Consider the following 26654-nt stretch of genomic DNA (forward strand, 5'->3'; position numbering starts at 1 on the left):
TAATTATCCAAGGACAAGACCGACAGCGTCGTCAACATAGCACCAGCAACCTTCAATCCGCGGCCGGAACGAGCTGCGATATTCCGCTCGGGCCGGCCCGGCTTTCCCAACCCCTACCGGCCACTGCCTCCCACGTTGTCGAGACCGGGCCGGTCGGGTCACATTGCATGCCCATCGGGTCGCTACCGATCCCAAGATCGCCAGGCAACCGTCGGTCACCACATACGATGCGCCACAACGCTTGCCACAAGTTCGCGAACTTCTTGCGGAATTCTTGCGCCGAAATCGGCTGACGATCAGCCGCATTCAGTCGCGCCGGCGCCGGGTCGGTCAGATGTGCGGTGTTGATGCGCACACCGGGCCACCGCAGGTAGCGTTCAGTCCGTGCAGGTCGACGCGATGACTATCCCGCAGCCGTTGAAGCAGATCGGAGACACCGCCAGGCGCACTCAGGCAGCCGGGTTCTCCGGCCTGCTGTTCACCGAAACCGGACGCACGGCCTACTTGAACGCCGCCGTGGCGTCCCAGGCCGCTCCCGGTCTGGAGCTGTCGACCGGTGTCGCCGTCGCTTTCCCGCGCAGTCCGTTCGTCACGGCCGCGACGGCGTGGGAACTGCAGGAAGCGACCAACGGCAACTTCCGGCTCGGTCTGGGCACCCAGGTGCGCACCCACGTGGTGCGTCGCTACGGAATGCCGTTCGAACGTCCCGGCCCGCGCCTGCGCGATTACGTGCGGGCCGTCAAGGCGTGCTTCAGCGCGTTCCGAACCGGAAAACTCGATCACCACGGCGAGTTCTACGACCTCGATTTCATCACCCCCCAGTGGAGCGCCGGCCCGATCGATGCGGCGGACCCCAAGGTCGATGTCGCCGCGGTCAATCCCTGGATGCTGCGCATGGCCGGCGAAGTCGCCGACGGCGTGCACATCCACCCCCTCGGGGAACCCGGATACCTGGCGCGCCACGTCGCACCGAACGTCGCCGCCGGCGCCGAGAAGTCCGGTCGCGACACCTCCGACATCGCGGTGATCGTGCCGGTCATGACGATCGTCGGTGACACCGACGAGGAGCAGGACAACGAGCGGGAACTCGTGCGGGCAAGTCTTAGCTTCTACGCCAGTACCCCCAACTACGCCTTCATCCTGGACGAAGCCGGATTCGACGGCACAACGGCGCGCATCCGGGAGAAGCAGAAGGCGGGTGACGTCAAAGGGATGGCAGCCCAGATCACCGACGAGCACATCGCGGTATTCGCCACCGAGGCGACCTGGGACGGGCTGGCGGACGCGCTCGTCGACAAGTACGAAGGGACCGCCACCCGCATCGTTCTCTACAACGCTCTGAGCGATCCGGACCGGTTCGAACGATACGGCGATATTGCGCAACGTATTTCGGCTCGTTGACAGCTCAGCGCTGACCAGCGCGCAATCGCCACATTGCCCAGCCGGATAGGCTGAGGTCACAGATACCCCGTGTGCTTGGAGAGGTAGCGATATGCCTGCACCGTCAGCCGAGGTCTTCGACCGCTTGCGTCAGCTCGCCGCGATCAAGGACATCAACGAACGTCCGACCAAGACGATCGACGAAGTCTTCACCGGCAAGCCGCTGACCACCATCCCGGTCGGCACCGCCGACGACGTCGCTGCCGCGTTCGCCCAGGCAAGGGCGGCACAGGTCGAATGGGCCAGGCGACCCGTCGCCGAGCGCATCGAGATCATCCGCCGCTACCGGGACCTGGTGATCGAGAACCGCGAGTTCCTGATGGACCTGCTGCAGGCCGAGGCCGGCAAGGCGCGGTGGGCGGCGCAGGAGGAGATCGTCGACCTGATGGCGAACGCGAACTACTACGTTCGCGTCACCGCCAAGCTGCTCAAACCGCAGAAAGTGCAGGCGCTGCTGCCGGCGATCGGCAAGACCACGGTCGGCTACCAGCCCAAGGGCGTGGTCGGTGTGATCTCACCGTGGAACTACCCGATGACGCTGACCGCATCGGACTCCGTGCCGGCGCTGCTCGCCGGCAACGCGGTGGTGCTCAAGCCGGACAGCCAGACACCGTACTGCGCGCTGGCCTGCGCCGAACTGTTGTACCAGGCCGGTCTTCCGCGAGCGCTGTACGCGATCGTGCCCGGCCCGGGCTCGGTGGTCGGCACCGCGATTACCGAGAACTGCGACTATCTGATGTTCACCGGCTCCTCCCAGACCGGCAGCCACCTCGCCGAACAGGCCGGTCGCCGTCTGATCGGTTTCTCCGCCGAGCTCGGCGGCAAGAACGCCATGATCGTCACCCGGGGCGCGAACCTGGACAAAGCGGCCAAGGCGGCCACCCGTGCGTGTTTCTCCAACGCCGGCCAGCTCTGCATCTCCATCGAGCGGATCTACGTCGAGAAGGACATCGCCGACGAGTTCACCCGCAAGTTCGGCGATGCCGTGCGCAGTATGAAGCTCGGCACCGCCTACGACTTCTCGGTCGACATGGGCAGTCTGATCTCCGAAGGCCAGCTCGAGACCGTGTCCGAGCACGTGAAGGACGCAACGTCCAAGGGCGCCAAGGTGATCGCGGGCGGCAAGGCCCGGCCCGACGTCGGCCCCCTGTTCTATGAGCCGACGGTGCTCACCGACGTCACCCCGGAGATGGAATGCGCGGCCAACGAGACGTTTGGGCCGCTGGTCTCGATCTACCCGGTGGCCGACGTCGATGAAGCAGTAGAGAAGGCCAACGACACCGAGTACGGGCTGAACGCAAGCGTGTGGGCCCGCACGCCGGCCGAAGGCCAGCAGATCGCCGCCCGGTTGCGTTCGGGAACGGTGAACGTCGACGAGGGTTACGCATTCGCCTGGGGCAGCCTCAGCGCACCGATGGGCGGAATGGGCCAGTCCGGTGTCGGTCGCCGGCACGGACCCGAGGGCCTGTTGAAATACACCGAGTCGCAGACGATCGCGACCGCGCGGGTGTTCAATCTCGATCCGCCCTTTGGTCTTCCTTCGACCCTCTGGCAGAAGTCGCTGCTGCCCATCGTGCGCACCGTGATGAAACTGCCAGGGCGGAACTGAGCTGCAAGTGAGCTGAGAAAACGCCGACAACCTGGCGAAGAGTGCCACATCCGCCCCACACGACACTAGAGTGCTCCAGGTGGGCAAAGACGCCGATGCGAAAGGCTGGGGCCGCTGGTTGGCGATCGCTGCCTCGCTGGTGCTGGCCGGCGGGATGATCTACGCCCAGGACACCAAGCAGAACACGCCCTGCTGCGCCGACAGCCCTCTGGTCGCGGCGCCGCCGGCGACAAGCTCGACGGCGTCCCCCTCGGTCGCCGCCCCGCAGACCGCAAGCGCGGCCGAGGCGGCGATGTTGGCCGGCAACGCGCCCATGTCAGCCCAGGACTTTCAGATGGCGCTACCTGCCGGGATCGCCCCTGAGGGAGGTTTGCAGGTCAAGACGATCTGGGCGGCCCGGGTCATCGAGTTGCTGTTCCCGGAGATCAAGACCATCGGCGGCTTCCGGCAGGATGCCTTGCGCTGGCACCCAAGTGGTCTGGCGATCGACGTGATGATCCCGAACCATGACAGCCCGGAAGGCATCGCGCTGGGCAATCAGATCGCGGGGCTGGCCCTGGCCAACGCCAAACGCTGGGGAATCGACCACGTCATCTGGCGGCAGAAGATCTACCTCGGCCCCGCCTCGGGAAGCTGGACCGCCGACCTGGGCAACGAAACGGCCAACCACTACGACCACGTCCATATCGCCACCAATGGCGGTGGCTATCCCACCGGCCGCGAAACGTACTTCATCGGATCGATGACCCCCGCGCCGGCGAACTGATCAAACCTGTTCTCGCGCAGCAATATTCGACTGGGCCGGGGTTAGCGGTCAGCTCAATTACACCAGTTCCTCGAGGACGATGGCGACGGCTTCGTCGAGGGACAGCAGTCTGCCTTCATTGGTCGCCATTCGGTAATCGGCAGGCGCGAGTTGGTCTCTCACTTGGCGCTCGCAGGCTTCGTGGAAAGGCCCTATGTATGCCGAGACGGCGCCGGTGGCGCCGGCAGCGCGGCCGATGGCGGCTGCGGCGGCCATCAGCACCGCGGCACGCCGCGGATCCTGTCTGGCCGCGGCAATCCACGATGCCGTCTCGAGGAAGGTGGCACAGGTGACGCTGTCGTTGATCATCCGAGCCAGTTGCAGCCCCTCACGCACTCCCTGCTCGGCCTGGTCGAGTTCACCCAGCGCCAGGCGGCTCAGCGCGAGCGCCGCCAGCAGGTAGGTCCGTAGGACGATGTCGTGGCCGTTGGCTTCGGACAGCGCAAGACCGCGCTCGGCGTGCGCGATCGCTGTGTGCGCATCACCGGCCGCCGCGCAGGCTCCGATCATCAACAGCAAGGCGTAAATCTGCACGGGTACATACGTGGTGCCATTCAGAGATTGCTCGGCCAGGGTCTGCGCCGAGTGTGGTTGTCCACGAAGCAAGGCGAGGGCTGCCTCGTTGGCCGTGAAGTGGGCAAGCGCCCGCTCCTCAGTGACGCTGGTGAGCAGCTCGCGAGCTTCGGCCTGCCGTGCGGCCAGCGTGGGTATATCGACTTGTAAGACGGCCGTTTCAGCAACCGAGATGACGGCCGCGAGGCGCGCTACGGAAGGTTCGGCGGAGGCGGCGTCCAACGCCTGCTCAATCCAGCGGCGCCCTTGTTGCATCATGCCGATCGCAGTCCAGAGGCCGCGCAGGTGGGTGGCCATCTGCAGAGCGACCGACGGTGCTTCGTCCAGCGCAAACCGCAGCGCTGCGCGGAGATTCGACGTTTCGTGTCGGAGGCGTTGCAGCCAGACGAGCTGGTGCTCGCCATACCATTCAAAGCCGGCTTGTTCGGCGGCCAGTTGGTGATACCAGTCGAGGTGTCGGCGACGTAGTTCCGCTTGCTCCTGCGAACTCAGCTGATCGTGGCCGTATTCACGCAGGGTCGCCAGCTGGCGGAAATACACCGCGTCATCGGCCGATGTGCGGATGAGGATGGATTTGTCCACCAAGGTGCACAGCATCTCGAGCAGCTTGTCCTCGGGCGTGTCCGGGGCGCAGACATGTTGGACAGCAGCCGGCTCGAAGCTGCCGGCGAACACCGACAACCCCGACCAGAGTTGCCGCTCGGTTTCGGTACACCGCTTGTAACTCCAGGCCACACAGTAATCCAGAGTTTGCTGACGACTGGATGCCGCACGCTTGCCGTGGGAAAGCAGCTTGAATCGGTTCGAGATTCGGGCGGCGATCTGCTCGATAGACATAGTCCGCAGCAGTGGGGCTGCCAGTTCGATCGCCAACGGCAAGCCATCGAGCTGGTTGCAGATGCGCGCCACCGCCGGCGCATTGCGCTCGGTGAGCAGAAAACTGCGTTGGGTGGTGCGGGCATGTTTGAGAAACAATGCCACGGCGTCGCAGCGCGCCAGCTCTTCGTGGCCGACCGCATCGGTGTCGGGAACGGGAAGAGGCGGTACCGGCAGCACCGCTTCTCCGTCGACCTCGAGAAATTCGCGGCTGGTCGCCAGAATCCGTACCTTCGGACACCCTGCCAGCAGCGTCTCGACAAAGCGGGCCGCCGCGTCCAGAACGTGCTCGCAGTTATCGAGCACCAGCAGGGCCTCTCGGTCGGCCAAGGCATCGACCATCACGTCCAGCAGCGGCCGGCTGCTCAGATCGCGAACCCCCAGCGCTGCGGCGGCCACGGCGGCCAGCAGCTCGCCATCGCTCAGCTCACCGAGCTCGATCAGCCACACTCCACCGCTGAAGTCGGCGACGCGTTGACGGGCGGCTTGCAGCGCGAGGGTGGATTTGCCGATGCCGCCGATTCCGGTGAGCGTGACCAGCCGCGACGCCGGGATCATCTCTTCCAGTTCGGCGAGTTCGGCCGCGCGTCCGACAAAGCCCGGCAACGGCGCGGGAAGATTGCCCTTGGTTGAAGCCCGTACGCCGTGCAGCATCAACTCGGTGATCATCCGGGTGAAATCGCGACTGGCCGCGTGTCCGAGCTGAATCGACCAACTAGCCCCCGAAACGAGCCTGTAGAAAGCCTCGGCAAGCCAAACCACGGTCACATCAGGGCGGAATACGCCTGCTTGCTGGCCGTGCAGAAAAAATCGCTCGATCTCAGCATTGATCTCATCCCAACCGGCGCTGGACTGCCGGCGTTCACCTTCTTCGATTCGAGAGTGAAGCCAAGCCACGTAACCAGCGGCCGGTTCGCAGGCAGCGACCAGTCGCCGCAGCCCCTCCTCCGGTGGACACTCCTGCCACCGCGAGGTTTCCAGGGCGTCGCGCACCGTCGTGATCGCCAGCACGTCCAGCGCCTCGAACAAAGCCTCGCGACCGGCGAACTGGCGATGCAACGTCGCCCGGCTCACCCCGACCGCAGCCGCAATCTCATCTTGGGTGGCACTGGGGCGGCGACTCACATAGTCTGCCGTCGCACGCAAGAGGCGCTCACGATTCATCGAAACATCCTTGAACGGCGTTGCCGGCGATCTCCCTGATGACGATCCACCGTATTCAGACTGTCGAGCATCGCGTGGCAGATTCTCACAGATTGCCGCTGGTGTAAGTCGAATGCCGGGTGCGAGACCTTCGCCGGCGATGCAAGCCGAGTGAACCGCGAGTGGGGTGTCGCTGCCTGTGCTGAGTTCAGCGGTCGGATGAATTCGGATGAATATCGACGCTTAATTGTGGCCGTTGATGCTGGCGGAGAAGTTGTTGACGCCCGCGCCGACACTGCCGCTCCACGGCTCGAAGCCGGCCTGGATGCTGGTCAGGTACCACGAGTCGGTCACCGGCTCCCATGTCTGGGTGTTGTCGATGAAACCCATCACATCGAAACTGTTCCACGTGGTGATCGGCGAGTTCGCCACATAGGACACCACGTTGTTCTGGCCGTTGCTGCCCTTCCACACCACGAAGTTCTGTCCGTCGATGGTCGCATTGCCCACCACCGAGCCGACCGGCTGAATGGGGCCGGTGTGGTTGAACCAGATCATCACTTCCTGCTGGTTGACGCCGGTGGTGATGGGCGTCGGGTTCAGCCAGATGTCGTAGGCGGCGTCGTAGATCCCGCTGGTCGGATAGGTGTAGCTGATACTGCTGGTCGCCGTTTGAATCTGCCCTAGCTGTATCGGCAGGATCGTGCCCGGTGAACCCGTGCCGTAGTGCCAGCCCGTGTAGATGGACGGGTAACCCAGCGGTGCGCCGTTGGTCGGGGCAGAGCCGTTTTCAGTGGTGATGGTGAAGCCGGTCTGGCTGACGGTGATCGCCTGTCCGCCCGGGTTGTTCCACGCGTTGTTCTGCACGACGTAGGCGTTGCCGACCGTGGTGGTCCCGTACTGGTTGGAGATGAGGGTGCCGCCGGTCGGCGGTGTGGTGATCGGCGGTGTGGTGGTCGGGGGCGTGGTAATCGGTGGCGTGGTCGTGCCGCCCGTGACGGCCTGACCATTGATGAGCACGTTCGTCGGCGCGGCGTAGGAGCCGGTCTGGGACGCCTGGAAGCCGACGTTGACGGTGCTGCCCGGCGCGATCGAGCCGTTGTAGCTGGCCGGGGTCACCGTGTAGTGCGAGCCGGTGTGAGTGACCTGGCCGTTCCACAGGTTGGTGATGGATTCGTTTGCGGGGAGGTCGAATTGGAGGTTCCAGTTGCTCAGCGGCGTGGTACCTGAATTCGTGATCGCGTAGTTCCCGTTGAATCCGCTGTTCCACTGCGACGTCGCCGTATACGCGGCCGTCAGCCCGCCGGTGCCGGCCGGCGGTGTCGTGACCGGTGGGGTGGTGACGGGCGGTGTCGTCACCGGCGGAGGGGTGACGGGCGGGGTCGTCACCGGCGGGGTCGTGACGGGCGGGGTCGGGCCGCCGATGACCGGCTGACCGCCGATCGACACACTGGTCGGCGGTGAATAGATCCCGGACTGAGCGCCCTGGAATCCGACCGTGACCGAGTCACCCGGAGCGATGGTGGCGTTGTAGCTCTGCGGGGTGACCGTGTACTGCGCGCCGGACTGCGTGACGTGTCCGTTCCACAGGTTCGCCACGGATTCGCCTGTGGGCAGGCTGAATTGGAGCTGCCAGTTGGTCAACGGCGCTGTGCCGGTGTTGGTGATCGTGTAATTGGCCACGAAACCGCTGTTCCACTGCGATGTGGTGGCATATGTCGCCTTTATCCCGGCGCCGGTCGCGCTGCCGGACGCCGGTGTCGAGGTGGCGGTCGCGGCGGCTGCCGTCGTCGTCGCCGTCGTGCCGGTCGGCTGGCTCGTTGCCGCACCGGTCGCCTCGGCACTGGCGGGTCGCGCACTCGAAACGTCGCTGCCCGGCCGTCCGCCGCTCAGCAACCGGTCCGCAACGCCGCGCAACAGCGAACCGTTGAGCAGCTCGGCGCCGGCATACCGCTGCGCTCCGGCGAAAAGAGAGTCCATGAACTGGGTCTGAAATGAGGCCACCCGGGCGCTCAGTGACTGATAGTCCAGCGCGTGGGCGCCGAACAACGAGGCGACGGCGGTTGATATCTCATCGGCGGCGGCGGCCAGAATCTCGGTCGTCGGAACGGCTGCCGCGGCATTGGCGGCGCTGAGCGAGGATCCGATTCCGGCGATATCCGTCACCGCCGCAGCCAGCGCTTCGGGGGTCGCGATCACATACGACATGCACAATCCTTTGCTCAATCACGGTCTTATAACAGCCACATAACTTTCTTATATCTGCCTCAGGCTGGGTCGCGCCTGGATCTCTATAACGATTTCATCACGGACACGAAGGCTGCCATAGAGTGACGCCGGTTTCAACTGTTCGTGCCGACTAATCCAGAAAATTATTACGGTCGGCCTGCTCCGACCGCAGGAAATCCCGCTGTGCCGGTAGGTATTGCGCTGAGCTGCGACTTTAACCCGGCTTGGGGAGGGACCGCGCCGTTCTTGGCAGAGATTGCCAGGTGGTGCAGCTATTTCTGGGACACGCGTATGACTATTGGTTAGACAAATTCAACAATATGTATCGGCGCGCCCATTCTACGGCGCTTCCTGGATTGGGACCATTCGCCTGGCGAGGGTCTACTGCGTTAGCTGGCGCCGCGAGAATTATGCGCAGATCGGGTGTGTCCGCTTGCCGGCGCCGCGGTTGCACGTTGCCGCGACTCGGCGGGGACCCCTACTACAGGGCGTAGTATTGGGTCGAACCCGTCAGCACGAGGAGGTGCCGTATGAGGTGGAGCTTCGCCCAGATCGGGCTGCTGATCATCTGTGCTCTGCACGTCATCCAGGCCGTGATCGGGTTCATTATGGAACCCAGTTTCGCGACCGGACCCCACGCGCCGACCGTCCAACTCCTCGGCATGGACTACAACGGCTGGCATGCCGTCGCCGGCCTGGCACTCTTCGGTCCTGGCCTGGTGTTCGCCCTCCGCAAATCGTGGGCCGTGCTCTACCTCGTGCTTGCCGCACTCGCCGGTGCGGCACCGGGTGTCTGGGCATTCTTCTCGCATCAGGTCGCGTACGTGTTCACCTTCCCCAACAACATCACCGATGCCGTGGTGCATCTGGTGACGTCGGCGGTGATGGTCGCGGTGGCAGCGGCGCAGATCCACATGGACGGCGGAATCAGGAATTCCCTCGGCGATCTCGGTATAGCGCGGTAAAGCAAGCGGCCAGTGGCTCGCCATCGCTTCGCTAGTCTGGCGGTGACATGACCGAAGTTTCCCGATGGCGTCGAAGGATGTCGGTTTACGCCGCGGCGTTGCTGGTCGCCGTGACCGCGGTCTGCGCAACCGCGGCACCGCGAGGCGCCGAAGCCGTTCGCCGGGGCGTCAAATATGTAGCCCTCGGCGACTCTGCGGCGGCGGCGCCGTTGGTACCCGATGCGGCCGACCCTCCCGGGTGCTTCAAGTCGACGAACGACTATCCCGCGGTCTTGGCCCGCCGCATCGGCGCCGCCAGCTTCGTCGACGTCAGTTGCAGCGGCGCCACCGCCGCCGATATCACTGATCGAGAACAGTCGACGAGCGGCGGGAAGGTGCCCCGGCAGATCGACGCTGTCTCTGTGGACACCGAACTGGTCACCATCACGATCGGCGGCAACGACGTCGGCCTGGCCGCCAGCGCGGCTCAGTGTCGCCGGAATTCCTTGACCCAGCCGCCCTGCTTCAACGACTTCGTCGCGGGCGGCAGTGACCGGTTCAGCGCGGCCATCCGCACGCAGATACCGTTGTGGGAAGCCATGATCGGCGCCGTGCGGGCGAAAGCCCCGCGGGCCCGCGTCGTGCTGGTCGGTTACGCGACGTACATACGGCCCGGGGGATGTTTCGCAGCGCAGCCGATCAATCCCACGGACGCCGACTACTTCCAGGCCAAAGTAGACGAGATCGACGATCAGCAGCGGAGATTGGCCACCAAGTTGAAGGTCGACTTCTTCGATACCCGACCGGTGTCGGTGGGACACGACATGTGCGCAGCCCCCGGCGACAGGTACATCGAAGGATTCGAGCTCTCACATCTTGCCGCGCCCTTGCACCCCAACGCATTGGGAGCCGGAGCAGTCGGTAGCGCGCTCGCCGGCGAGCTGACGCTCAGCGACGGGCCGCCGACGTCCGGGCGGTCCAGCTAGCCAGTGTGACGCCGCCGGGAAACGTCACGGGTGCGGCCGCCGGGACGAATCCCGAAATGGTGGTGCCGTCCGGGAACAGCCGCCGACCGCCGCCTTGGACGTACGGGTAGATGAACAGCCGATATTCATCGACCAGACCCGCGGCAATCAGGGTGTGACACAACGTAATGCTGCCGGTGGCGACGATATCGCCGCCCGGGGCGGCCTTGAGCGTCCTGACGTGCTCCACGGGATCGCCGGACACAATGACCGAGTTGCTCCACTGCGCATCGGTGATCGTCGAGGACACCACGTACTTGGTGACACCGTTGATGTAGTCCGCGATGCCGGTGGGGTCGTCGGTCTGGTGCGGCCAGTAGCTGCGGAAGTCCTGGAATGTCTGCCGGCCCAGCAACAGAGCGTCGGCGGTTTCGTCCTGACGGCGCAGTTCAGCCGTCAGTTCATCGTCGTGTGTCTCCGGATTGAACCAGTCCCCGAGCATCTCTACCGAGCCGTCCAGGGTGATGTTCTGCGTGATGATCAGTGAGCGCATGTCATTACCGACCGTGGCAGGACCCGAGACTCATCGCCGACCCAGCAGGTCCTCCTCCAGAAATCGGCGAAAGATGGGCGCAAGCTGTCGCGCGACCCACTCGTGTCGGTCGCCCAGCCGATCTCCCAGTTGAAAGACCTCGTTGATGATGGCGCGCCGGGGGACTTCGGCGCGCACTTCGTCGCCGAACTCCTGATACACCGTTTCGCGAATCGACTGCTCGATGCCGTTGCGGCTGTCGAAGCCGGACAGCACGACCCCGCACCACTTGAGCGGATGAATGCGCTGGATGCGCTCGACCCTGTTGCGCGCTTCGATGGCCTTGCGGACCGCATCGCCGGTCGGCGCGATCGGCGCATAGGCCACGTCGGCCAGGTGCATGGCGAGCGCCTCGAGCGAGCCCGTGCGGCCCCCGGTGTCGATCAGAACGAGTTCATAGCGCTCGAACACGCCGGCCGCGGTGAAGATGCCGCGGAGCAGGCCGGTGTCCGAGACGCCGACCCCGGCGACCCGGGTCAACGACGCCCCTGCCGGTAGCAGTTCGACGTGCGGCCATTTGGTGTCGATGATCTCCTCATCGACCCGCTTGGCCGCGGTGCCGGGATCGCCCCAGAAATTGATGCCGGCGTCCTCGAGCACAGAGCCCAGCCCGGTCGAGTGCTGCGACACCCCGAAGTGGTTGGACAGGTTGCGCTCCGGGTCCGCGTCGACCAGCAACGTGGAGATCCCCAGCCGCGAGGCCTCCCCCGCCAGCATCATCTGCCACAACGTCTTGGCTGTTCCGCCCTTGCCCGAGAGCACCACGGCTGACACTGCTGCCAACTGTCTCGCCTCACCTTCCGGAATCTTTCTCGGACAATCTTTCTCGGATATGGCCAATCCAGCCGCACTCGGGCGGGCCGGCGCTCCGCAAGCATAGCCACGGGCTCGACGCCGAGGCAGTATATGGCCGCAGGCACGAAGCTCGCCTGGCGACAGTGGCCGGTTTCGTCTTGACTGGAACCGTGGCCCAGCAACGGCGGACCGAACTACACCGGGTCATTGACGCCGACACCCCACAGGCAGGTCATGCCCGAGCGGCCCTGGGTGACGGTCCGGTGGGGCAACGACTGGAGTCCGCGATCCTCGCTCTCGCCGAGCTGCGTGGCCCGGACAGCAGCACCTGCCCGTCGGATGCGGCCCGGGCCGTCGGTGGCGAGCAGTGGCGTGAGCTGATGGACGAGGCGCGCGCGATCGCGCGGAAGCTGGCCAAATCCGGCCGCGTTGAGATCACGCAACGAGGGGACGTGCTTGATCCAGCCACCGCGTGGCGCGGCCCCATCCGCATCCGCACCGTCGGACGCTGACGCTCGCCTCGTCGGGGCCGGCAGCCGACGTACGCTGGCGGGATGGCTATCGAATCGACAATGCTCGAGCTCGGCACTCCCGCACCGCACTTCGCCCTGCCCGAGCCCGCGACCGGCGCCACCCTGAGCCTCGACGACCTGACCGGCCCGGCGCTGGTCGTCACGTTCATCTGTAATCACTGCCCCTACGTCCAGCACGTCGCCGACGGCCTCGCTGAACTTGGCCGCGACCTCGTTGAACGGGGGGTGCCGATGGTCGCGATTTCCAGCAACGACGTCGTGGCGTATCCACAGGACGGTCCCGATCAGATGGTCGCCGAGGCCGAGCGCCACGGCTGGACCTTCCCGTATCTCTACGACGAGAGCCAGGACGTCGCACGCGCGTTCTCGGCCGCCTGCACTCCCGACACATTCGTGTTCGACGCCGACCGTCGCCTGGTTTACCGAGGTCAGCTCGACGATTCCCGGCCCAAGAATGAACTGCCGGTAACGGCGGCAGACGTGCGTGGCGCGGTGGAAGCGGTCCTCGCCGGTCGGCCGGTCGACCCGAATCAGCGGCCGTCGATCGGCTGCGGCATCAAGTGGCGTTGAGGCCGGCCGTCAGGACTGGTGCGCCACGATCACCGGCGCCCGCACCGCGTGCACCACGCCGTTACTGACCGACCCGAGCAGCATGCCGGACAGGCCGCCTCGGCCGTGGCTGCCGACGACGACGAGCTGCGCGCGTTCGGACTCCTCGATCAGGGCGCGACCGGGATGGTCGAGAACGATCACCCGGTTGACCTTGACTTCCGGATACCGCTCCTGCCACCCCGCGAGGTACTCGGCCAGGTTGCGCTCGGCTTCCTCGCGCCATTCCAGCCAGGGCAGCTGGTAGACGGCCATGTCGCTCCAGGCGTGCACAGCGGTGAGTTCTACCCCGCGTCGTGATGCTTCATCGAGGGCCAGGGCCAACGCGTGCTCAGAAGTCGGCGAGCAGTCGATGCCTACCACTACCGGCGCGCTCTTGGACTGCGGCATCCACGAGGCTTCCTCGCGGATGATGGCGACCGGGCACTTCGCACTGTGCGCCACCCCCGAGCTGACCGAGCCCAGCAGGACGCGCTCGACCGCGCTGCGCCCCGTGGAACCCACCACGACCATTTCGGCGTCCCGAGACATCTCGATCAGCGTGGGTACCGGGGCCGACGCCTTCACTTCGCTGGTTATGCCGATCGTCCGGTCCGTCGACAGGGCGTCTTCGGCGATCTTGACCGCGTGCTCGAGCAGCTCGCGGCCATCGTCCTTCTGCCACAACGTAACTCCTGCCGCCGTCGGCACCTGCGGATACGCCGGCACGACCGGGTTGTACATGTGGACCAGGGTCAGTGGGACGTGTCGCATCGCCGCCTCATGGGCCGCCCAGAAGACAGCGGCATTGGATGCGGCCGATCCGTCGACGCCGACGACGACGCCATAACGAGTCACGGTGTCAGACATGGTGTCCTCCTTCGACGCCTGATCTGTGACGCCCTGACTATGACGCTATTGCTCCGGAGGTGTCTGGTCACGGGCCTTAAGTCCTCGACCGCGTAAGTCGTGAGACCTTTCGTTGTTGCGGCCCAAGCCCGCTCACGGGACCAAATCCGCGCCGTCAGGTGCCAAACGACCCTGCCGGCAGGCCCATATCGCCGGATAGCGTCTGCGCTATGGACCACAAAGAGTCCCCGCGGTCGGTGGTGGTGGGAATCGACGGGTCGGACGCGGCGATCAACGCCGCCCGGTGGGCCGTTCCAGAGGCCGGTGCCCTCGACATCCCACTGCGTCTGGTCTATGCCGTCACGCCACCACCGCCGGACGCGCCCCCGGGCGAAGAAAACCTCGACACCGAGTACGGTGAGACCGCACTGCGTGCCGCCTGTGCCGCGGTGCACGCGAGCGGGCAGCCGGTGAAAATCGAGACCGACCTGGTGACCGGGTTGCCCGCACGGGTGCTGATTGACGAATCACGCAGTGCGGCAATGGTTTGCGTCGGCTCGGTGGGCATCGGACGCTTCGCACGGCGGGTGCTGGGCTCCACCGCCGAGGAGGTTGCGCGGGGCGCGCTGTGCCCAGCGGCTGTCATCCGGACGAGTCGCGGCGCCGAAGCGCCGGACTCCGGCTCGATCGCCGTCGTCGTCGACGATTCCGCGGACAACGACCTGGTGCTCGAGCACGGCTTCCGGGAAGCAGGGCTGCGGTCCGCACCGATCCTGGCGCTCGGCGTGTGGCTCTGGGGATTTGGCGAGATCCCCTACTCCCAGCTGGAGCACCGGCTGGGCCGGTGGGTGAAGCAGTACCCCGGTGTGCATGTCCGCCCGGCCGCCGCCCGCGACGGTGCCGCCGAATTCCTCGGCGACACACAAGAACCCGTGCACCTTGCGGTGATAGGCGCCGCCGACGCGGGCAAGGTTGCCAAAATGGTGGGGCCGCTCGATCCCCATTTCGGGCACGCCGGACGTTCGGTGCTGGTGGTGCGCTGACCGCGGACCGATCAGCCCATGGGCAGCGGCACCGTCCAATGGACCCGGGTCCCGTCGGCAGGCGAACTGGTGACGTCACAAGTGCCACCGAGTTGTTGAGCGCGATGCTCCAGGTTTGCCAGACCACTGCGCCGGCGATTGTCGGCCGGTACGCCGTGGCCGTTGTCGCTGATCGTCATGGTGAACATGTCGGCGGCACTGACCTCGATGGTCAGCCTCGAAGCGCCGGAATGCCGAATCACGTTGCTGATCGCCTCTGTCGCAACGGCTTCCGCGTGTTCGGCGAGCTCACCGTCGACCGCGCTCATGGGGCCGTCCATGTGGACGGTGGTGTAGATGTCGCGGTCGTCGGTGAGATCCGCGACGATCCGCTGCAGACGGTGCCGGAAGCCCCCGTCGGACCCCACCGGCAGCTTCAGCTGGAAGATCGTGGTGCGAATCTCCTCGATGATCTTCTGTAAGTCATCGAGGGTGCGGTTGAGCCGGTCGGCGACTTCGGGCGAGCGGGCCCGGGCCAACGTGCCCTGCAGATCCATTCCGGCGGCGAAGAGTCGTTGGATGACGTGGTCATGCAGGTCGTGGGCGATCCGCTCCCGCTCGGCCAGGATCGTCAGCTGCCGCGCGTTCTCCCGCCCTGACGCGAGCATCAGCGCTATCGCGGCGTGGGTGGCGAACTGGCCGACCAGATCAAGGTCGCTGTCCTCGAACGGCGGCTGATAGGCGTCGCGGGCAAGGGCCAGCACGCCCGCCGTCTGATCGTGGGCACGCAGCGGCATGACGATCGCAGAGCGCTGACCGACGTCGGTGAAAGCCTGGATCGGATAGCTCAACGACTCGGTGATCAACGGCTTGCCCGAGCGAAACACGGCACCGCTGGTAGAGCCGTCCACCGGAACCCGCTGCCCGATCACCTCGTCGGCGTGCCTGCCCACCGCCGCCGAGACCACCAGTGTGTCGGCTTCGTCCAACGGCAGATCACTGTCGATGGGTACCAGGACGATCCCCTGCTCCGATCCGGTGAGAGTGCGGGCGCGCTCGGCAATCAGCTGCAAGGGACGTCGGTGGGCATGGTCGCCGGCCAGCAGCGCGGTGGTGATTTCACGACTCGCCTCCATCCACTTGACGGAGGTCCGCTCGCGCTCAAAGACCTGCGCGTTGTCGATGGCCACCGCCGCGGCGAACGCCAATGCGCGCCCCGCGAACTCGTCGGACTCGGTGAACGTTCGGCCCGGGTCGACGTGGGTCAGGTAGAGGCTGCCGAACACCACCCCGCGGATCGTGATCGGGACACCGAGGAATGCGCGCATCGGTGGGTGGTGCTCGGGAAAGCCCACCGCAGCCGGATGCCGGGTCAGGTCTTCCAGCCGAAGCGCGGGCGTCTCGACGAGCGAGACACCCAGAACTCCCTTGCCCACCGGCAGATGGCCGATCTTGTGGGCCTTCTCGTCGTCGATGCCGGAATGGACGAACCTGAGCAATGTGCCTTCAGGATCCCGGACGGCAAGCGCGCCGTATGGCGCCGACGTCAGCTCCCGGGCCGCGTGAATGATTCTGAGCAACGTCGCGTCGAGGTCGAGGTCCGAACCGATCTCGACGATCACCCGGAGCAGCTGTTCCATCTGGTCGCGGGCCGCCATCAATTCGTCGAGTTGCTGATGCATCCTGGTCACAAGACCAGGCTGACCGAGGCCAGCAAATGCTGACCCGTGCTCGTCTTTGCCCACCCGAGCTGTACCTCCAAGACGGCCCCTGGCTTCCGGCGGTCTGCGGCACGCCGGATGCCGCTGATCAGCTTAATCACATCGGCGTCAGGCGGCCACCGACCCTGTCAGCCTGTCAGATAGGGTCCCTTACGCTTGTCCGATGGACGCAATTACAGGTCTAAAAACGAAAATTTCCTATCGGCCGTGCGGCGGTGTTCGGGAACCGGTCTCGGTGCCCAACCGCGATGCGAATACCGCCGCCTGTGTGCGCCGCTCCATGCCGAGTTTGGCCAGCAAACGCGATACGTAATTCTTCACGGTCTTTTCGGCGAGATACATCCGGTCCGCGATCTGCCTGTTGGTCAGACCCTCGCCCAGCAGACCTAGGAGCGTCCGCTCCTGTTCGGTCAGCGCGGCCAGCGGATCCTTCTTCTCCCCACCACCGCGTAGCTTTGCCATCAGGGCTGCGGCGGCCCGATTGTCGAGTAGGGACTTGCCCGCTCCGACCTCTTTGATCGCTCGCGCCAGTTCCAGGCCTTTGATGTCCTTGACGACATACCCGCTGGCACCGGCCAAAATCGCCTCCAGCATCGCTTCATCGGAGGTGAACGACGTCAGCATCAGGCAGCGCAGCTCAGGTACGGCGGACAGCAGGTCGCGGCACAATTCGATGCCGTTTCCGTCCGGGAGTCGCACGTCCAGGACCGCGACGTCGGGCTTCAAAGCCGGAATCCTGGCCATGGCCTCGGACACGGACCCCGCTTCGCCGATCACTTCGAGCTCAGGGTCGCTGGCGAGAAGGTCGACCAGGCCCCGCCGAACTACTTCATGGTCGTCGACCAAGAAAACCTTCACCATTGCGAATTCCTCCCTGGCTGACCGTGCGAAATCACGCTGAAAGCAGCAGGTCAACTTCTGTCATCATGATTCACGCAACGCCAGTTTAAATCCAATGGCACTGCCTACACGTTTTCCGGCGCGCCGGTCACCCGTCAGGGGCCGGCCTCATTGCCGGCCGCCGCTCAATTCGCGGGTGCTGGTCGACCCGGCGTTTTGGCCGTGCCGGCGCGGGCCGCGTCACCGATATGGACCATCACCCGCTCCAGCACCACGTCGTAGGCATCACCGTCTTCGACCAGGCAGTCCAGGCCGCGGCGATGCAGAAATCCTTCCAGACGCCGATCAAGGGTCCAGTCGATATACGCGCTGTCGGCGTAGGCCGATCTCAAGAATTGGCGCGCAAGCTCATCCGCGCTGGACGCAGTCACCAATGACCGATCTCCAGTTCTGGCAGCCATTCACACTCCCCTGCGGGCCCCGACACCCCTCGACAGCAACCGGCACACCCATCTTCACGGCGATCGCGGCGCCCCGGATAGGGTCTGAAGTCACCTCGTTGGCCTGGGCGGGCGGCAGGGGCGGTCGCCGATTCACAGATTCGGACGGTCGACGACCAGCAGCGAGCAATCCGCGTGGTGCAGCACCGCGTTGCCGGCCGGCCCCAGCAGTTGCGTCACCACGTCCTGGTTGCGATGCCCGATCACCACCATTCGCACGTGTCGGCCTTGACCGGCCAGATAATCCACCAATCCCCCGCGGGAAACCGTCGCCTGGACGTCGACATCTGGATAGTGCCGCCGCCACCGCTCCAGTCGGCGGTCTGGATGGTCGCATCCGGACCGTTGTCCATAGTTGATTACGCGAAGCGGTAGATCGCGCAGCCGGGCTTCCTCCATGGCGGTCCTCATGACGGCGTCGGAGTCGGCGGCGGCATGGGAGTCCACGGCGATCCAGTGCTCATCGCGCCTGGCCCGGTCACCGTGACGGCGGATAACGGCTACCGGGCAGTGTGCCGCCTGGGCCACCTTCGCCGCGGTCGAGCCGGCCCGTTCCGGACGGAAGTGGTGCAATCCGACGGCCCCGACGCACACCATGACCGCCGAAGCCGATGCTCGCGTCAGTGCGACGGTCGGCGGTTCTTGGGCGATCTCGATCTCGATCCGGACGGGCTTGTCCGCCGCCTCGGCGGTCGCGCCCGCATAGCGCACGGCGTTCTCCGCGATGGCCAGTTTGCGGGCCGCACGGTCCGGCGGAATCTCCGGAATGTCGTCAGGTTCTATCGCGTAGAGCAGCCGCAGCGGGATGTCCCGCGCGACCGCTTCATCCACCGCCCACACCGCGGCGTCAATGGCCGCCCGCGACCCATCGATCCCAACGACGATGGACGGGTGGGCGGCGGGCATATACATCGCGCTAACCGCGCACCACGAGCACCGAGCACTGGGGATGTGCGAACAGCGCATGCCCGGAGGGGCCGACGAGGCGGGCCAGCTGATCGGCCTCGTCGCTGCCGATGACCGCCAACTGCACTCGCTCGTCGTTGGCGCTCAAGAACTTGGCGATCGCGGACCGTGTTGTGATGGGGTAGACGCGAACCTCGGGATTGATCTGCTGCCAGGCGCGCACCCGCCGTTCGAATTCTCCGTCGGTGTGCTCGGTCAGTTCCTCGGGGCGGCCGCCCAGCACGAGCAGAGGTGCCTTGCGCAGCTTCGCCTCCCAGGCCGCGTATTCGACGACAGCGTCGTTGTCGTCGGTCATTCTGACGATGATCCAATTGACCGGCGGCTGTTCGGTGTCGGTCCGCAGGACCGCGACCGGGCAGTAGGCCTTTTCCGCGAGATCGGCTGCAGTCGAACCCAACAGCGCGCGGGCGTAACGCCCGATGCCCACCGAGCCGACGCAGATCATCTCGGCATCGCGTGACGCCTCGATCAGAACCGTTGCCGCCGGGCCGCGTTCGATGTCGGTCGTGACCTCGACGGGCCTCGCAGCTGCCTCGATCGCTAATTGTGCTGTCTTGAGCGACTTTTCGGCGTGGCCGAGGTCTCGGGCGTAGTCATCCGCCGACGAGTGGGTCGGGCTGATCACGGCGACGAGGTGCAACTGCCGGCCGCGGCCTATGGCTTCATCGACACCCCACAGTGCGGCCGCGATGGCCGCCTCGGATCCGTCGATTCCGACGATGATCGGCTTCATCTCACATCTCCCTGGACTCGACCGGCGTTGGTACAGCTTGAGGACTGGCGATCCGGTACACATCGATCAGCCGGGCGACGTCCCCTGATGTGACGATGCCGACCACTTTGCCGCCCTCCATCACGAGGGCACGGCTGCGTGGACCGACCGGTGTCATCCTCTGCAGCAGGGCATTCAGTGGCTCACCCGGCGCTGCGACCGGAACGTTGTGCAGCGGCACGGCAACGTCGCGCACCCTCGTCGTCGCGCGCAGACCGGGCGCGACATCGCGCAGCTGTTGCAGGGTGACCAGGCCGACGGTCGATCCGTTTCGATCGGTGATCGGGTAGGCGGAGTGACGATCTCCGAGCACGTAACACTCGATGAAGTCCTCAACGGAGATCCAGTCGGGCGCGGTGTGCGGTTTCGGTGTCATCGCATCAGCCACGCACATTCCGCCGAACATCTGTTGGTTCGTCGCCTGCACTTCCTCCTCGCGTGCGGCCGCGAGAATGAACCAGCCGATGAACGCCAGCCAGACGCCGCTGATCAGACCGCCCACCACAAATTCGGCCAGGCCCAGGGTGATCAGCACGATGGCCACGATTCGCCCGGCACGCGCCGCCCCGACAGCGGCGCGCACTCTGTCACCGTGGCGCTGCCAGAGGAGGGCACGCACGACCCGTCCACCGTCCAGCGGAGCCCCCGGCAGCAGATTGAACAGGCCCAGTAGCAGGTTGACCGCAGACAGCCACCACGCGACGCTCACCACGATCACCGCGATGTGGGCTGATTCCAACGTGATTGCCAGTCCGGCGAAGGCCACTGACAGCGCCAGACTGGTGGCGGGCCCGGCGACCGCGATCCGGAAAGCGGCCTTGGGGGTCGGCGCTTCGCCCTGCAAAGTCGTAACACCGCCGAACAGCCACAGCGTGACGCTGTCCGTCGTCACGCCCACCCGGCGAGCGACCAGCGCGTGTGCGAGTTCGTGCGCGAGCAGCGAACTCAACAGCACCAGCGCTCCGCACGCGCCGGCGGCCCAGTACAGCCCACGCGGATAACCCGCCACATCGTGGGGCAAGGTGGTTGCCAGACTCCAGGTGAATAACCACAGGATCACGATGACGCTCCAGTGGGCGTTCACCCGCAACCCTGCAATCCGTCCGAGCGGGATGGTGTCGCGCACGGTAGGACCTCCAGGATCTACGTTGGGCGTCAGGGCTTTTCAGAGGCCGGGCCCGCCGTACTGACGGGGGTGGAGTCTGCGCGTTCCGCGCGGTGCTTGGTGCCGAGCAGCCATCCCCTGGTGCCCATCGCGATCACCGGTCTGGCGATCTCCATCGCGAAGACCTCTCCGGGATGACGTAGTGCGATCCTGGCCCGGGCGAGCAGTCGTACCCGGTCCTCCCAGTGCGGCTGGACGTGAAACGACAGGACCGCACTCCAGCTCGGGCGGGATTGTTCGGTCCGGAACACCACGTATTGCTCGGGCACGACTTCTTCAACGGTCAGGGTCACGCCGTCGGGTAACCCCATCCAGCCCGCCGGCGCCAGGCGGAGCCGATCGCCGACCGCGAGCGGGCCTCCGTCCGGCTGCAGCTCGTCGGCGTCATCAGCAGAGAAACCAAACGGATTCTTCTGCAGTTGCGGCCAGACCGCGGACGCCGGTGCGTCGATGTAGACCGCCTCGGTCACCTGGATGGCCGGGTCCCCGACCAGGGCGTCGCCCGGTAACCGCATCTGGGTTTCCGCTTTGGTGGTGCCCCAGTTGCGGTAATAACGGCGCGCACAGTAGAGCGCGCCCAGCAACGCGGTCGCCTCCGCGATGCGCCTGATCGTGGTCATGATGTCAGTTTGCGCCGGGTGGCAGGTGCTCGGCGAGGGTCATTGGTCCTCGTCGAAGACGCCAAAATGCTCCGGCTCCCTCCGGCGCCGTTGGGGACCAACGGCACTACCGAGGGCGAGTTACGGCACGGATAGTGGTGCCGGTAAGGGCATACGGAGGTGCGTGCAATATGGATCGCCTGTCAACCGTTGAAGCGAGTTTTCTCGAGGCAGAGGATGCTGACCGGCACCTGAGTATGGCGATCGGGGCGCTGGCCGTGATCGACGGACCCAGCCCGGGCCGCGACGAACTCATCGCCACGCTGTCCGACCGTCTGGGCAGCGTGCCCCGGCTACGGCAGGTGGTGCACCAGCGCCCCTTGCAGGTTGCCGCGCCGGAGTTGGTGATCGACAACAACTTCGACATCACCCAACATGTGCGCTGGGCGGTGGTGCCGCAGCCCGCGGACGAGTCCGCGTTGTTCCGAACGGTGACCGATCTGATGGAGCGCCGCCTTGATCGCGACCATCCGCTGTGGGAATGCTGGGTCATCGACGGCCTGCCCGAGCGTCGATGGGTCGTGCTGCTGAAAATTCATCATTGTCTGGCCGACGAGGTCACCGCCATAAGGGTATTGACGAGCATCTCCGACTCGGGCGCTGGCGCACTGTGCGAGACCCTTGCCGGCGAGCCGGCGTCGCCGTTCAAGGGCGCAGGATTGCGGGCCAACCCGGTGACCTGGGCCAGAGGGATCTGGCGAACGTCTATGGTCGGGACCGAGATAGCCGGTCAAACCGCAGGGCAGGTAACCGAATTCGTTGCCCGGCTGCTCGGCTCGACCGGTGGCTCGCAGCGGCCGGGACACGCGGCGGGCACCAGGGGTTACAGCGCCGTCCGTGTCCCCCTCAAAGACGTCGACACGGTGTGCGAGGTCTTCGGCGTCACGCGCAACGACGTCACCCTTGCCGCGATCACCGACAGCTTTCGCGCTGTGCTGCTGCGCCACGGTCAGCAGCCACGGCGCAACTCGCTGCGCACGCTGATCCCGGTGTCGCTAGGTTCACCGGAACCCATGGATCGCATTGACATTCGATCCACGGCGATGCTCCCCTTCTTGCCGATCGAGCAGAAGGATCCGGTGAAACGCCTGCGCCTGATCCACGCCAGGCAGGATCGGCCCGAGGGAGACGGGGGCTCAACCACCGCGGACAACCTGGCCGACCGTCTACCGTTCATGTTGAGCGCATGGAGCATTCGGCTGCTCATGCGGCTACCGCAGCGCAGCATCGTCACACTCGCCGCGTTCGTGCCAGGCCCCCGGCAGCGCCTGCAGGTGCTGGGGCGGCCTGTGGAGATGCTGTTGCCGATACCACCCACCGCGGCGCCCCTGAGCACCGTCGTCAGCACCCTGAGCTATGTCGACGAACTGGTGTTGGGCATCGCCGCCGACACCGACGCGACCCCGGATGCCGACGAGATTGCAGGGGGGATCGAGCTCGGGGTCGCGCGCCTGCTCGCCCGCGCCCTGGCCCGGCGGCGGTCGGGGACCAAACGTGCTCGGCGACCGGCCCGGGCGGGTTCCCGATAGCGGGGCTACGGACGTGACGTTCTTCAAGGTGGTCGCGCTGGATCTGGATGGGACCCTGACGACGGCAGGCCACCTGGCACCGGAAGCGCTGGCGGCGATCGAAGAGGCGCGACGCAACGGCCTGGCGATCGTGCTCGTATCCGGCCGCATCTTTGCCGAGCTGCGAGCCGACTTCCCACAGATAGCCGACTACGTGGATGCGATGGTGCTGGAAAACGGTGCGGTCACGGTCGTCGACGGACTGAGCCACGCATTGGCTCCGCCGGTGGACGGGGGCCTGACACAGGCCCTCAGCGACCGGGGCGTTCCCTACCGCCACGGCGAGGTGATCCTCGCTATCGACGGTGACCACACGCCCGCTGTCCTCGACCTGATCGGCGTGCTGGGGCTGGACTACCAGATCATCCGCAACCGGTCCGCACTCATGGTGCTGCCGGCCGGAATCACCAAAGGCACCGGGCTGGCCGCGATGCTGGCAACGATGAACCTGTCCCCGCACAACGCCGTAGCTGTCGGGGACGCCGAGAACGACTTAGCGCTCTTCGGCGTCGCCGAGATCGGCGTGGCCGTCAGCAACGCGGTGTCCTCGGTGCGGCGATGCGCCGATCTGACGATGGACAAACCGAACGGCACCGGGGTGGCCGAGCTGCTGGCGGGTCCCTATCTCACTGGGGCACAACGCTGGTGCCCGACACGGCGCTGGATCACGGTAGGCACCTTCGACGACCTGACACCGGCCCGGGTGCCGGGAAGCCAGGGCCGGGTGGTGATCACCGGGCCCGCCGCCTCCGGCAAGAGCCACCTGGTCGGGCTGCTGGCCGAACGGTGGATCCTCGCCAATTACTCTGTGCTGCTGCTCGATCCCGAGGGAGACCACATACACCTGCAACAGCTCGGTCAGGTGCAGGTGGTCGACGCCGGACAGCACCTGCCCGAGCCGGCTGTCCTGGTGAACACCCTACGGCCGCAGACCAGCATCGTGGTGGACATGTCCGGGCTGACCGAGGCGAGCAAGAGTGATTACATGCACCGGTTGCGGCTGACGGCCGAGGCGTATCGCGAGGAGCACGGATTTCCCCACTGGGTGATCTACGACGAGGCGCATCTGCTCGGCGCGGAGGAACACGCACACTGGACCCGGCGGGGTGGCTACGTGCTTTCATCGTTTGCCCCGGCTGCCCTGCCCGCCAAGGAAATCGACAACAGTGATGTCCTCCTGACCCTGATGCCGCCTGCCACCCCGGCAGACATCGATTCCGGGAGGCGGGCGACCGTCCAATTCGGCTCGGGCCCGGCCCGCCTGTTCACCATCGCCGACCGGTTGACCACGCACGTGCGGCACGGCCACAAGTACGCCGATGTCCGCCTGCCACAGGAGCGACAGTTCTACTTCCACAGCGCCGCCGGAATCCCGGTCGCCCCCGCGGCGACCTTGCACGATTTCTGCACTGCGATAGCGCATCTCGACCAGCGAGCGCTTGAATATCATCTGGCACGGGGCGACTTCTCGCGGTGGCTGGACGGCACCATCACGGACAAGGACCTGGCTGCGAAAGTGGCTGCGTGGGAGGACGAACTGGAGGCACACCGCGCCGCAGACCTGGAACGGATCAGGCACAAGCTGGTCCAAGCGGTCGAGGAGAGGTATCTGCCGGCGGTGGAACCGCGCTGAGGACTTCCGGCCCTAGCCCGACACACGCGCGTGTGCCCGCGTCATCGGCCCCTTCGTCGTCATCGTCACCGCGACCGCGATCGGGCGGGCCGACTCCCTGCGGACGCTGCTGGCGGAGTTTCGCGCAAGCGCGGTATGGCCCTGGGTCAGTGGCGTATTCGTCCTGCTATTGGGATTGGTCGTGGTGACCCTGCATCGGCATTGGCGCGGCGCGCCCGCGATCATCGTGTCGGTCCTCGGTTGGTTGACGGTGCTGAAAGGGTTTCTGTTGATGGCGTTGCCGCAGAGCTACCTGTCGTTTGCCTACTCCGCGGTCGACGCAACCGCTTCGTGGCGTGTGGGTTTCGTTGCCGTGGCACTGCTCGGTCTGTACCTCACGCTCGTCGGATGGATGCCTGCAGCCAGGCCGGCGGTCCAGCCCGCAGACCAGACTCGGCAAGTGCGCCGCGCCGCCTGAGAGCACTCAGCCGGGGCAGGCGCCCACGGCCACTTCGAGTTCGGTCAGACAGGCCTCGGTCAGCGGGATGAATCTGTCGATATCGGGCACCACGTCAGCTCCCGCGACGAAGCCGAATCCCACCCGGTCGGCGTACGAACAGGTGGTCACGTTGAGTCCCTGGCCGTCATAGACAGTCGATACCGGGTAGATCTCGTCGACGTGGGCGCCATTGAAGTACATCTCGGTGCGCGGCCCGGGCACGTGCGAGATCGGCAGGTTGTATCCGGTACGGCCCTGCCACGTCACCGGCAGCAGCGGCGGAATCACCGTCGCGGCAACACTTCCCGCGTTAGTCAGTAGCGAAGCCGCCGATCCGCGCTTGCCCACCCAGCGTTTTCCTGCCGCCATAGATCTATGAATCAGCTCCAGGCGGGCGTCCGGATCATCCAGATCGGTGCCCAGCGGGCACAGCCAGAGGCCGAACATGTTGCCGGAAGACTGGTTCGAAGAGGGCCCGGTGCGGCTCCGCACCGTAATGGGACACACTGCGACCAGGGACCGGTCGGGCAGTTCCGCCTGCTCGCGCAACCATTGCCGCACCACGCCCGCCAACATCGCCATGATCACATCGTTGGCGCAGACTCCAGCCGCTTGCTGGACGGCCTGGATACGATGCCGCGGCCAGCTGCCCGCGCAGACCGCGCGCCCGGCTCCCAGGCGACCGTTGAAGCGGGTATAGGGAGCCTCGAAGGGCAGTGTCGTCACGTGTGCGACCAGACTGTCGACGACGGTCGCCAGCATTCCGGTAATCACGCCCTCGACCAACCTCACACCGGACCCGACCGTGCCGCCTACCCACCGCAGCGGCGCCGTGAGCCGCGACACCAGCCCGCTCGATGTGTCCGGCGGCCCCGTCCAGCGGTCGGCGTAGAACGGTGGCATCGCATGTTCCGCCGGGTCCGCGCTGAGCGCATCGGTGATCATCCGCAGGCCCGCGACGCCGTCGATGACGGTGTGGTGCACCTTGACATAGAACGCGAAGCGACCCAGTTCCAGGCCGTCGATCAGATACGACATCCACATCGGACGCGACCGGTCGAGCCGCTCCGCGTCCAGTTCGCCGATTAACTCCCACAAGCCCCCGGCGTCGACGGATAACCTCCGGCGCTGACAATGGTGTTCCAGGTCAACGGATTCCGGCTCACGCCAGACCCACATACCCCCGGTATCCACACCACGGTGCGGATAGCGGCGCAGCCGCCGGTCGATCGGCTGGGCACCCGCGAGCGCCGACGCATACACGTCGTCTACGTAGCCGGGACCGGCGTCCGGCGGAGGCGACAAGATCAGCACTACACCGACGTGCATCGGGCTGGCCAGCAGTTCCCCGGCCATCATCGCGGTGTCCAGCGGGCTGAGCAGATCCAT

General features: G+C 65.9%; 24 protein-coding genes. 11 read left to right on the forward strand and 13 right to left on the reverse strand.

Features of this window, described 5'->3' with window-relative positions; all coding sequences use genetic code 11:
* The first annotated feature begins 384 nt into the window (after positions 1 to 384).
* From ACNQS7_RS04145 to ACNQS7_RS04155, 3 genes are all read left to right on the forward strand, one after another.
* On the forward strand, positions 385 to 1401 hold the full coding sequence (locus tag ACNQS7_RS04145; protein ID WP_418011547.1) for a TIGR03617 family F420-dependent LLM class oxidoreductase: 1017 nt from the start codon (positions 385 to 387) through the stop codon (positions 1399 to 1401).
* A gap of 91 nt (positions 1402 to 1492) precedes the next feature.
* On the forward strand, positions 1493 to 3049 hold the full coding sequence (locus ACNQS7_RS04150) for a succinic semialdehyde dehydrogenase (protein ID WP_418011548.1): 1557 nt from the start codon (positions 1493 to 1495) through the stop codon (positions 3047 to 3049).
* A gap of 79 nt (positions 3050 to 3128) precedes the next feature.
* Positions 3129 to 3815, forward strand: a complete 687-nt coding sequence (locus ACNQS7_RS04155; RefSeq protein ID WP_418011549.1) for a glycoside hydrolase — start codon at positions 3129 to 3131, stop codon at positions 3813 to 3815.
* 57 nt (positions 3816 to 3872) lie between these two features.
* Here the strand turns inward: ACNQS7_RS04155 and ACNQS7_RS04160 are convergent, their stop codons facing one another.
* Positions 3873 to 6467 (reverse strand): ATP-binding protein, encoded by a 2595-nt coding sequence (locus ACNQS7_RS04160; protein WP_418011550.1) that lies wholly within the window; start codon positions 6465 to 6467, stop codon positions 3873 to 3875.
* A 222-nt stretch (positions 6468 to 6689) separates the two neighbouring features.
* Complete coding sequence (locus ACNQS7_RS04165) at positions 6690 to 8654, reverse strand: cellulose binding domain-containing protein (RefSeq protein ID WP_418011551.1); 1965 nt, start codon at positions 8652 to 8654, stop codon at positions 6690 to 6692.
* Positions 8655 to 9205: 551 nt separating this feature from the next.
* Here ACNQS7_RS04165 and ACNQS7_RS04170 point away from each other — a divergent pair.
* Positions 9206 to 9640, forward strand: coding sequence for a DUF4383 domain-containing protein (locus ACNQS7_RS04170; protein ID WP_418011552.1), 435 nt, complete (start codon positions 9206 to 9208; stop codon positions 9638 to 9640).
* Positions 9641 to 9717: 77 nt separating this feature from the next.
* Positions 9718 to 10605 (forward strand): SGNH/GDSL hydrolase family protein, encoded by an 888-nt coding sequence (locus ACNQS7_RS04175; protein ID WP_418011553.1) that lies wholly within the window; start codon positions 9718 to 9720, stop codon positions 10603 to 10605.
* On the opposite strand, the gene ACNQS7_RS04180 is transcribed toward ACNQS7_RS04175, so the two are convergent.
* Together ACNQS7_RS04180 and ACNQS7_RS04185 are read right to left on the reverse strand one after the other, a co-directional pair.
* Positions 10568 to 11137 carry a dihydrofolate reductase family protein gene (locus ACNQS7_RS04180; protein WP_418011554.1) on the reverse strand — a complete coding sequence of 190 codons (570 nt, stop codon included), beginning with the start codon at positions 11135 to 11137 and terminating at the stop codon, positions 10568 to 10570. The genes ACNQS7_RS04175 and ACNQS7_RS04180 overlap by 38 nt on opposite strands.
* Before the next feature lie 30 nt (positions 11138 to 11167).
* Positions 11168 to 11950 carry a ParA family protein gene (locus tag ACNQS7_RS04185; RefSeq protein WP_418015873.1) on the reverse strand — a complete coding sequence of 261 codons (783 nt, stop codon included), beginning with the start codon at positions 11948 to 11950 and terminating at the stop codon, positions 11168 to 11170.
* Positions 11951 to 12141: 191 nt separating this feature from the next.
* Here ACNQS7_RS04185 and ACNQS7_RS04190 point away from each other — a divergent pair, with 191 nt between their 5' ends.
* Both ACNQS7_RS04190 and ACNQS7_RS04195 read left to right on the forward strand, forming a co-directional pair.
* The gene (locus tag ACNQS7_RS04190; RefSeq protein ID WP_418011555.1) at positions 12142 to 12483 is read left to right on the forward strand and encodes a DUF3253 domain-containing protein; all 342 of its coding nucleotides are present in this window, start codon (positions 12142 to 12144) and stop codon (positions 12481 to 12483) included.
* 42 nt (positions 12484 to 12525) lie between these two features.
* Entirely contained in the window at positions 12526 to 13074 is a 549-nt protein-coding gene (locus tag ACNQS7_RS04195) for a thioredoxin family protein (protein ID WP_418011556.1), read from the forward strand.
* A 9-nt stretch (positions 13075 to 13083) separates the two neighbouring features.
* Here the strand turns inward: ACNQS7_RS04195 and ACNQS7_RS04200 are convergent, their stop codons facing one another.
* Positions 13084 to 13962, reverse strand: a complete 879-nt coding sequence (locus tag ACNQS7_RS04200; RefSeq protein WP_418011557.1) for a universal stress protein — start codon at positions 13960 to 13962, stop codon at positions 13084 to 13086.
* Between the two features lie 209 nt (positions 13963 to 14171).
* Here ACNQS7_RS04200 and ACNQS7_RS04205 point away from each other — a divergent pair, with 209 nt between their 5' ends.
* Positions 14172 to 14984, forward strand: a complete 813-nt coding sequence (locus tag ACNQS7_RS04205; RefSeq protein WP_418011558.1) for a universal stress protein — start codon at positions 14172 to 14174, stop codon at positions 14982 to 14984.
* A gap of 11 nt (positions 14985 to 14995) precedes the next feature.
* On the opposite strand, the gene ACNQS7_RS04210 is transcribed toward ACNQS7_RS04205, so the two are convergent.
* The 7 genes from ACNQS7_RS04210 to ACNQS7_RS04240 form a co-directional block, all read right to left on the reverse strand.
* Positions 14996 to 16645, reverse strand: coding sequence for a GAF domain-containing protein (locus tag ACNQS7_RS04210; RefSeq protein ID WP_418015874.1), 1650 nt, complete (start codon positions 16643 to 16645; stop codon positions 14996 to 14998).
* Between the two features lie 237 nt (positions 16646 to 16882).
* Positions 16883 to 17545: a response regulator transcription factor gene (locus tag ACNQS7_RS04215; RefSeq protein ID WP_418011559.1), complete on the reverse strand. Its 663-nt coding sequence runs from the start codon at positions 17543 to 17545 to the stop codon at positions 16883 to 16885.
* A gap of 164 nt (positions 17546 to 17709) precedes the next feature.
* Entirely contained in the window at positions 17710 to 17985 is a 276-nt protein-coding gene (locus tag ACNQS7_RS04220; protein WP_418011560.1) for a hypothetical protein, read from the reverse strand.
* A gap of 132 nt (positions 17986 to 18117) precedes the next feature.
* Positions 18118 to 18936 carry a universal stress protein gene (locus ACNQS7_RS04225; protein ID WP_418011561.1) on the reverse strand — a complete coding sequence of 273 codons (819 nt, stop codon included), beginning with the start codon at positions 18934 to 18936 and terminating at the stop codon, positions 18118 to 18120.
* Positions 18937 to 18940: 4 nt separating this feature from the next.
* On the reverse strand, positions 18941 to 19723 hold the full coding sequence (locus tag ACNQS7_RS04230) for a universal stress protein (protein WP_418011562.1): 783 nt from the start codon (positions 19721 to 19723) through the stop codon (positions 18941 to 18943).
* A gap of 1 nt (position 19724) precedes the next feature.
* Positions 19725 to 20888 (reverse strand): site-2 protease family protein, encoded by a 1164-nt coding sequence (locus ACNQS7_RS04235; protein WP_418011563.1) that lies wholly within the window; start codon positions 20886 to 20888, stop codon positions 19725 to 19727.
* A 29-nt stretch (positions 20889 to 20917) separates the two neighbouring features.
* Entirely contained in the window at positions 20918 to 21550 is a 633-nt protein-coding gene (locus ACNQS7_RS04240; RefSeq protein WP_418015875.1) for an SRPBCC family protein, read from the reverse strand.
* A gap of 167 nt (positions 21551 to 21717) precedes the next feature.
* On the opposite strand from ACNQS7_RS04240, the gene ACNQS7_RS04245 reads away from it, so the two are divergent.
* The 3 genes from ACNQS7_RS04245 to ACNQS7_RS04255 all read left to right on the forward strand — a co-directional run bounded on the left by ACNQS7_RS04245 (position 21718) and on the right by ACNQS7_RS04255 (position 25244).
* Positions 21718 to 23115, forward strand: a complete 1398-nt coding sequence (locus ACNQS7_RS04245; RefSeq protein WP_418011564.1) for a wax ester/triacylglycerol synthase family O-acyltransferase — start codon at positions 21718 to 21720, stop codon at positions 23113 to 23115.
* Between the two features lie 13 nt (positions 23116 to 23128).
* Positions 23129 to 24787, forward strand: coding sequence for an HAD hydrolase family protein (locus tag ACNQS7_RS04250; RefSeq protein WP_418011565.1), 1659 nt, complete (start codon positions 23129 to 23131; stop codon positions 24785 to 24787).
* 175 nt (positions 24788 to 24962) lie between these two features.
* Positions 24963 to 25244 (forward strand): hypothetical protein, encoded by a 282-nt coding sequence (locus ACNQS7_RS04255; protein ID WP_418011566.1) that lies wholly within the window; start codon positions 24963 to 24965, stop codon positions 25242 to 25244.
* Positions 25245 to 25250: 6 nt separating this feature from the next.
* Here ACNQS7_RS04255 and ACNQS7_RS04260 read toward each other — a convergent pair whose 3' ends face one another.
* Positions 25251 to 26654, reverse strand: a complete 1404-nt coding sequence (locus ACNQS7_RS04260) for a wax ester/triacylglycerol synthase family O-acyltransferase (protein ID WP_418011567.1) — start codon at positions 26652 to 26654, stop codon at positions 25251 to 25253.

Source organism: Mycobacterium sp. 23 (genome assembly GCF_048287075.1).
In the GTDB taxonomy this organism is placed as follows: Bacteria; Actinomycetota; Actinomycetes; order Mycobacteriales; family Mycobacteriaceae; genus Mycobacterium; species Mycobacterium gordonae_B.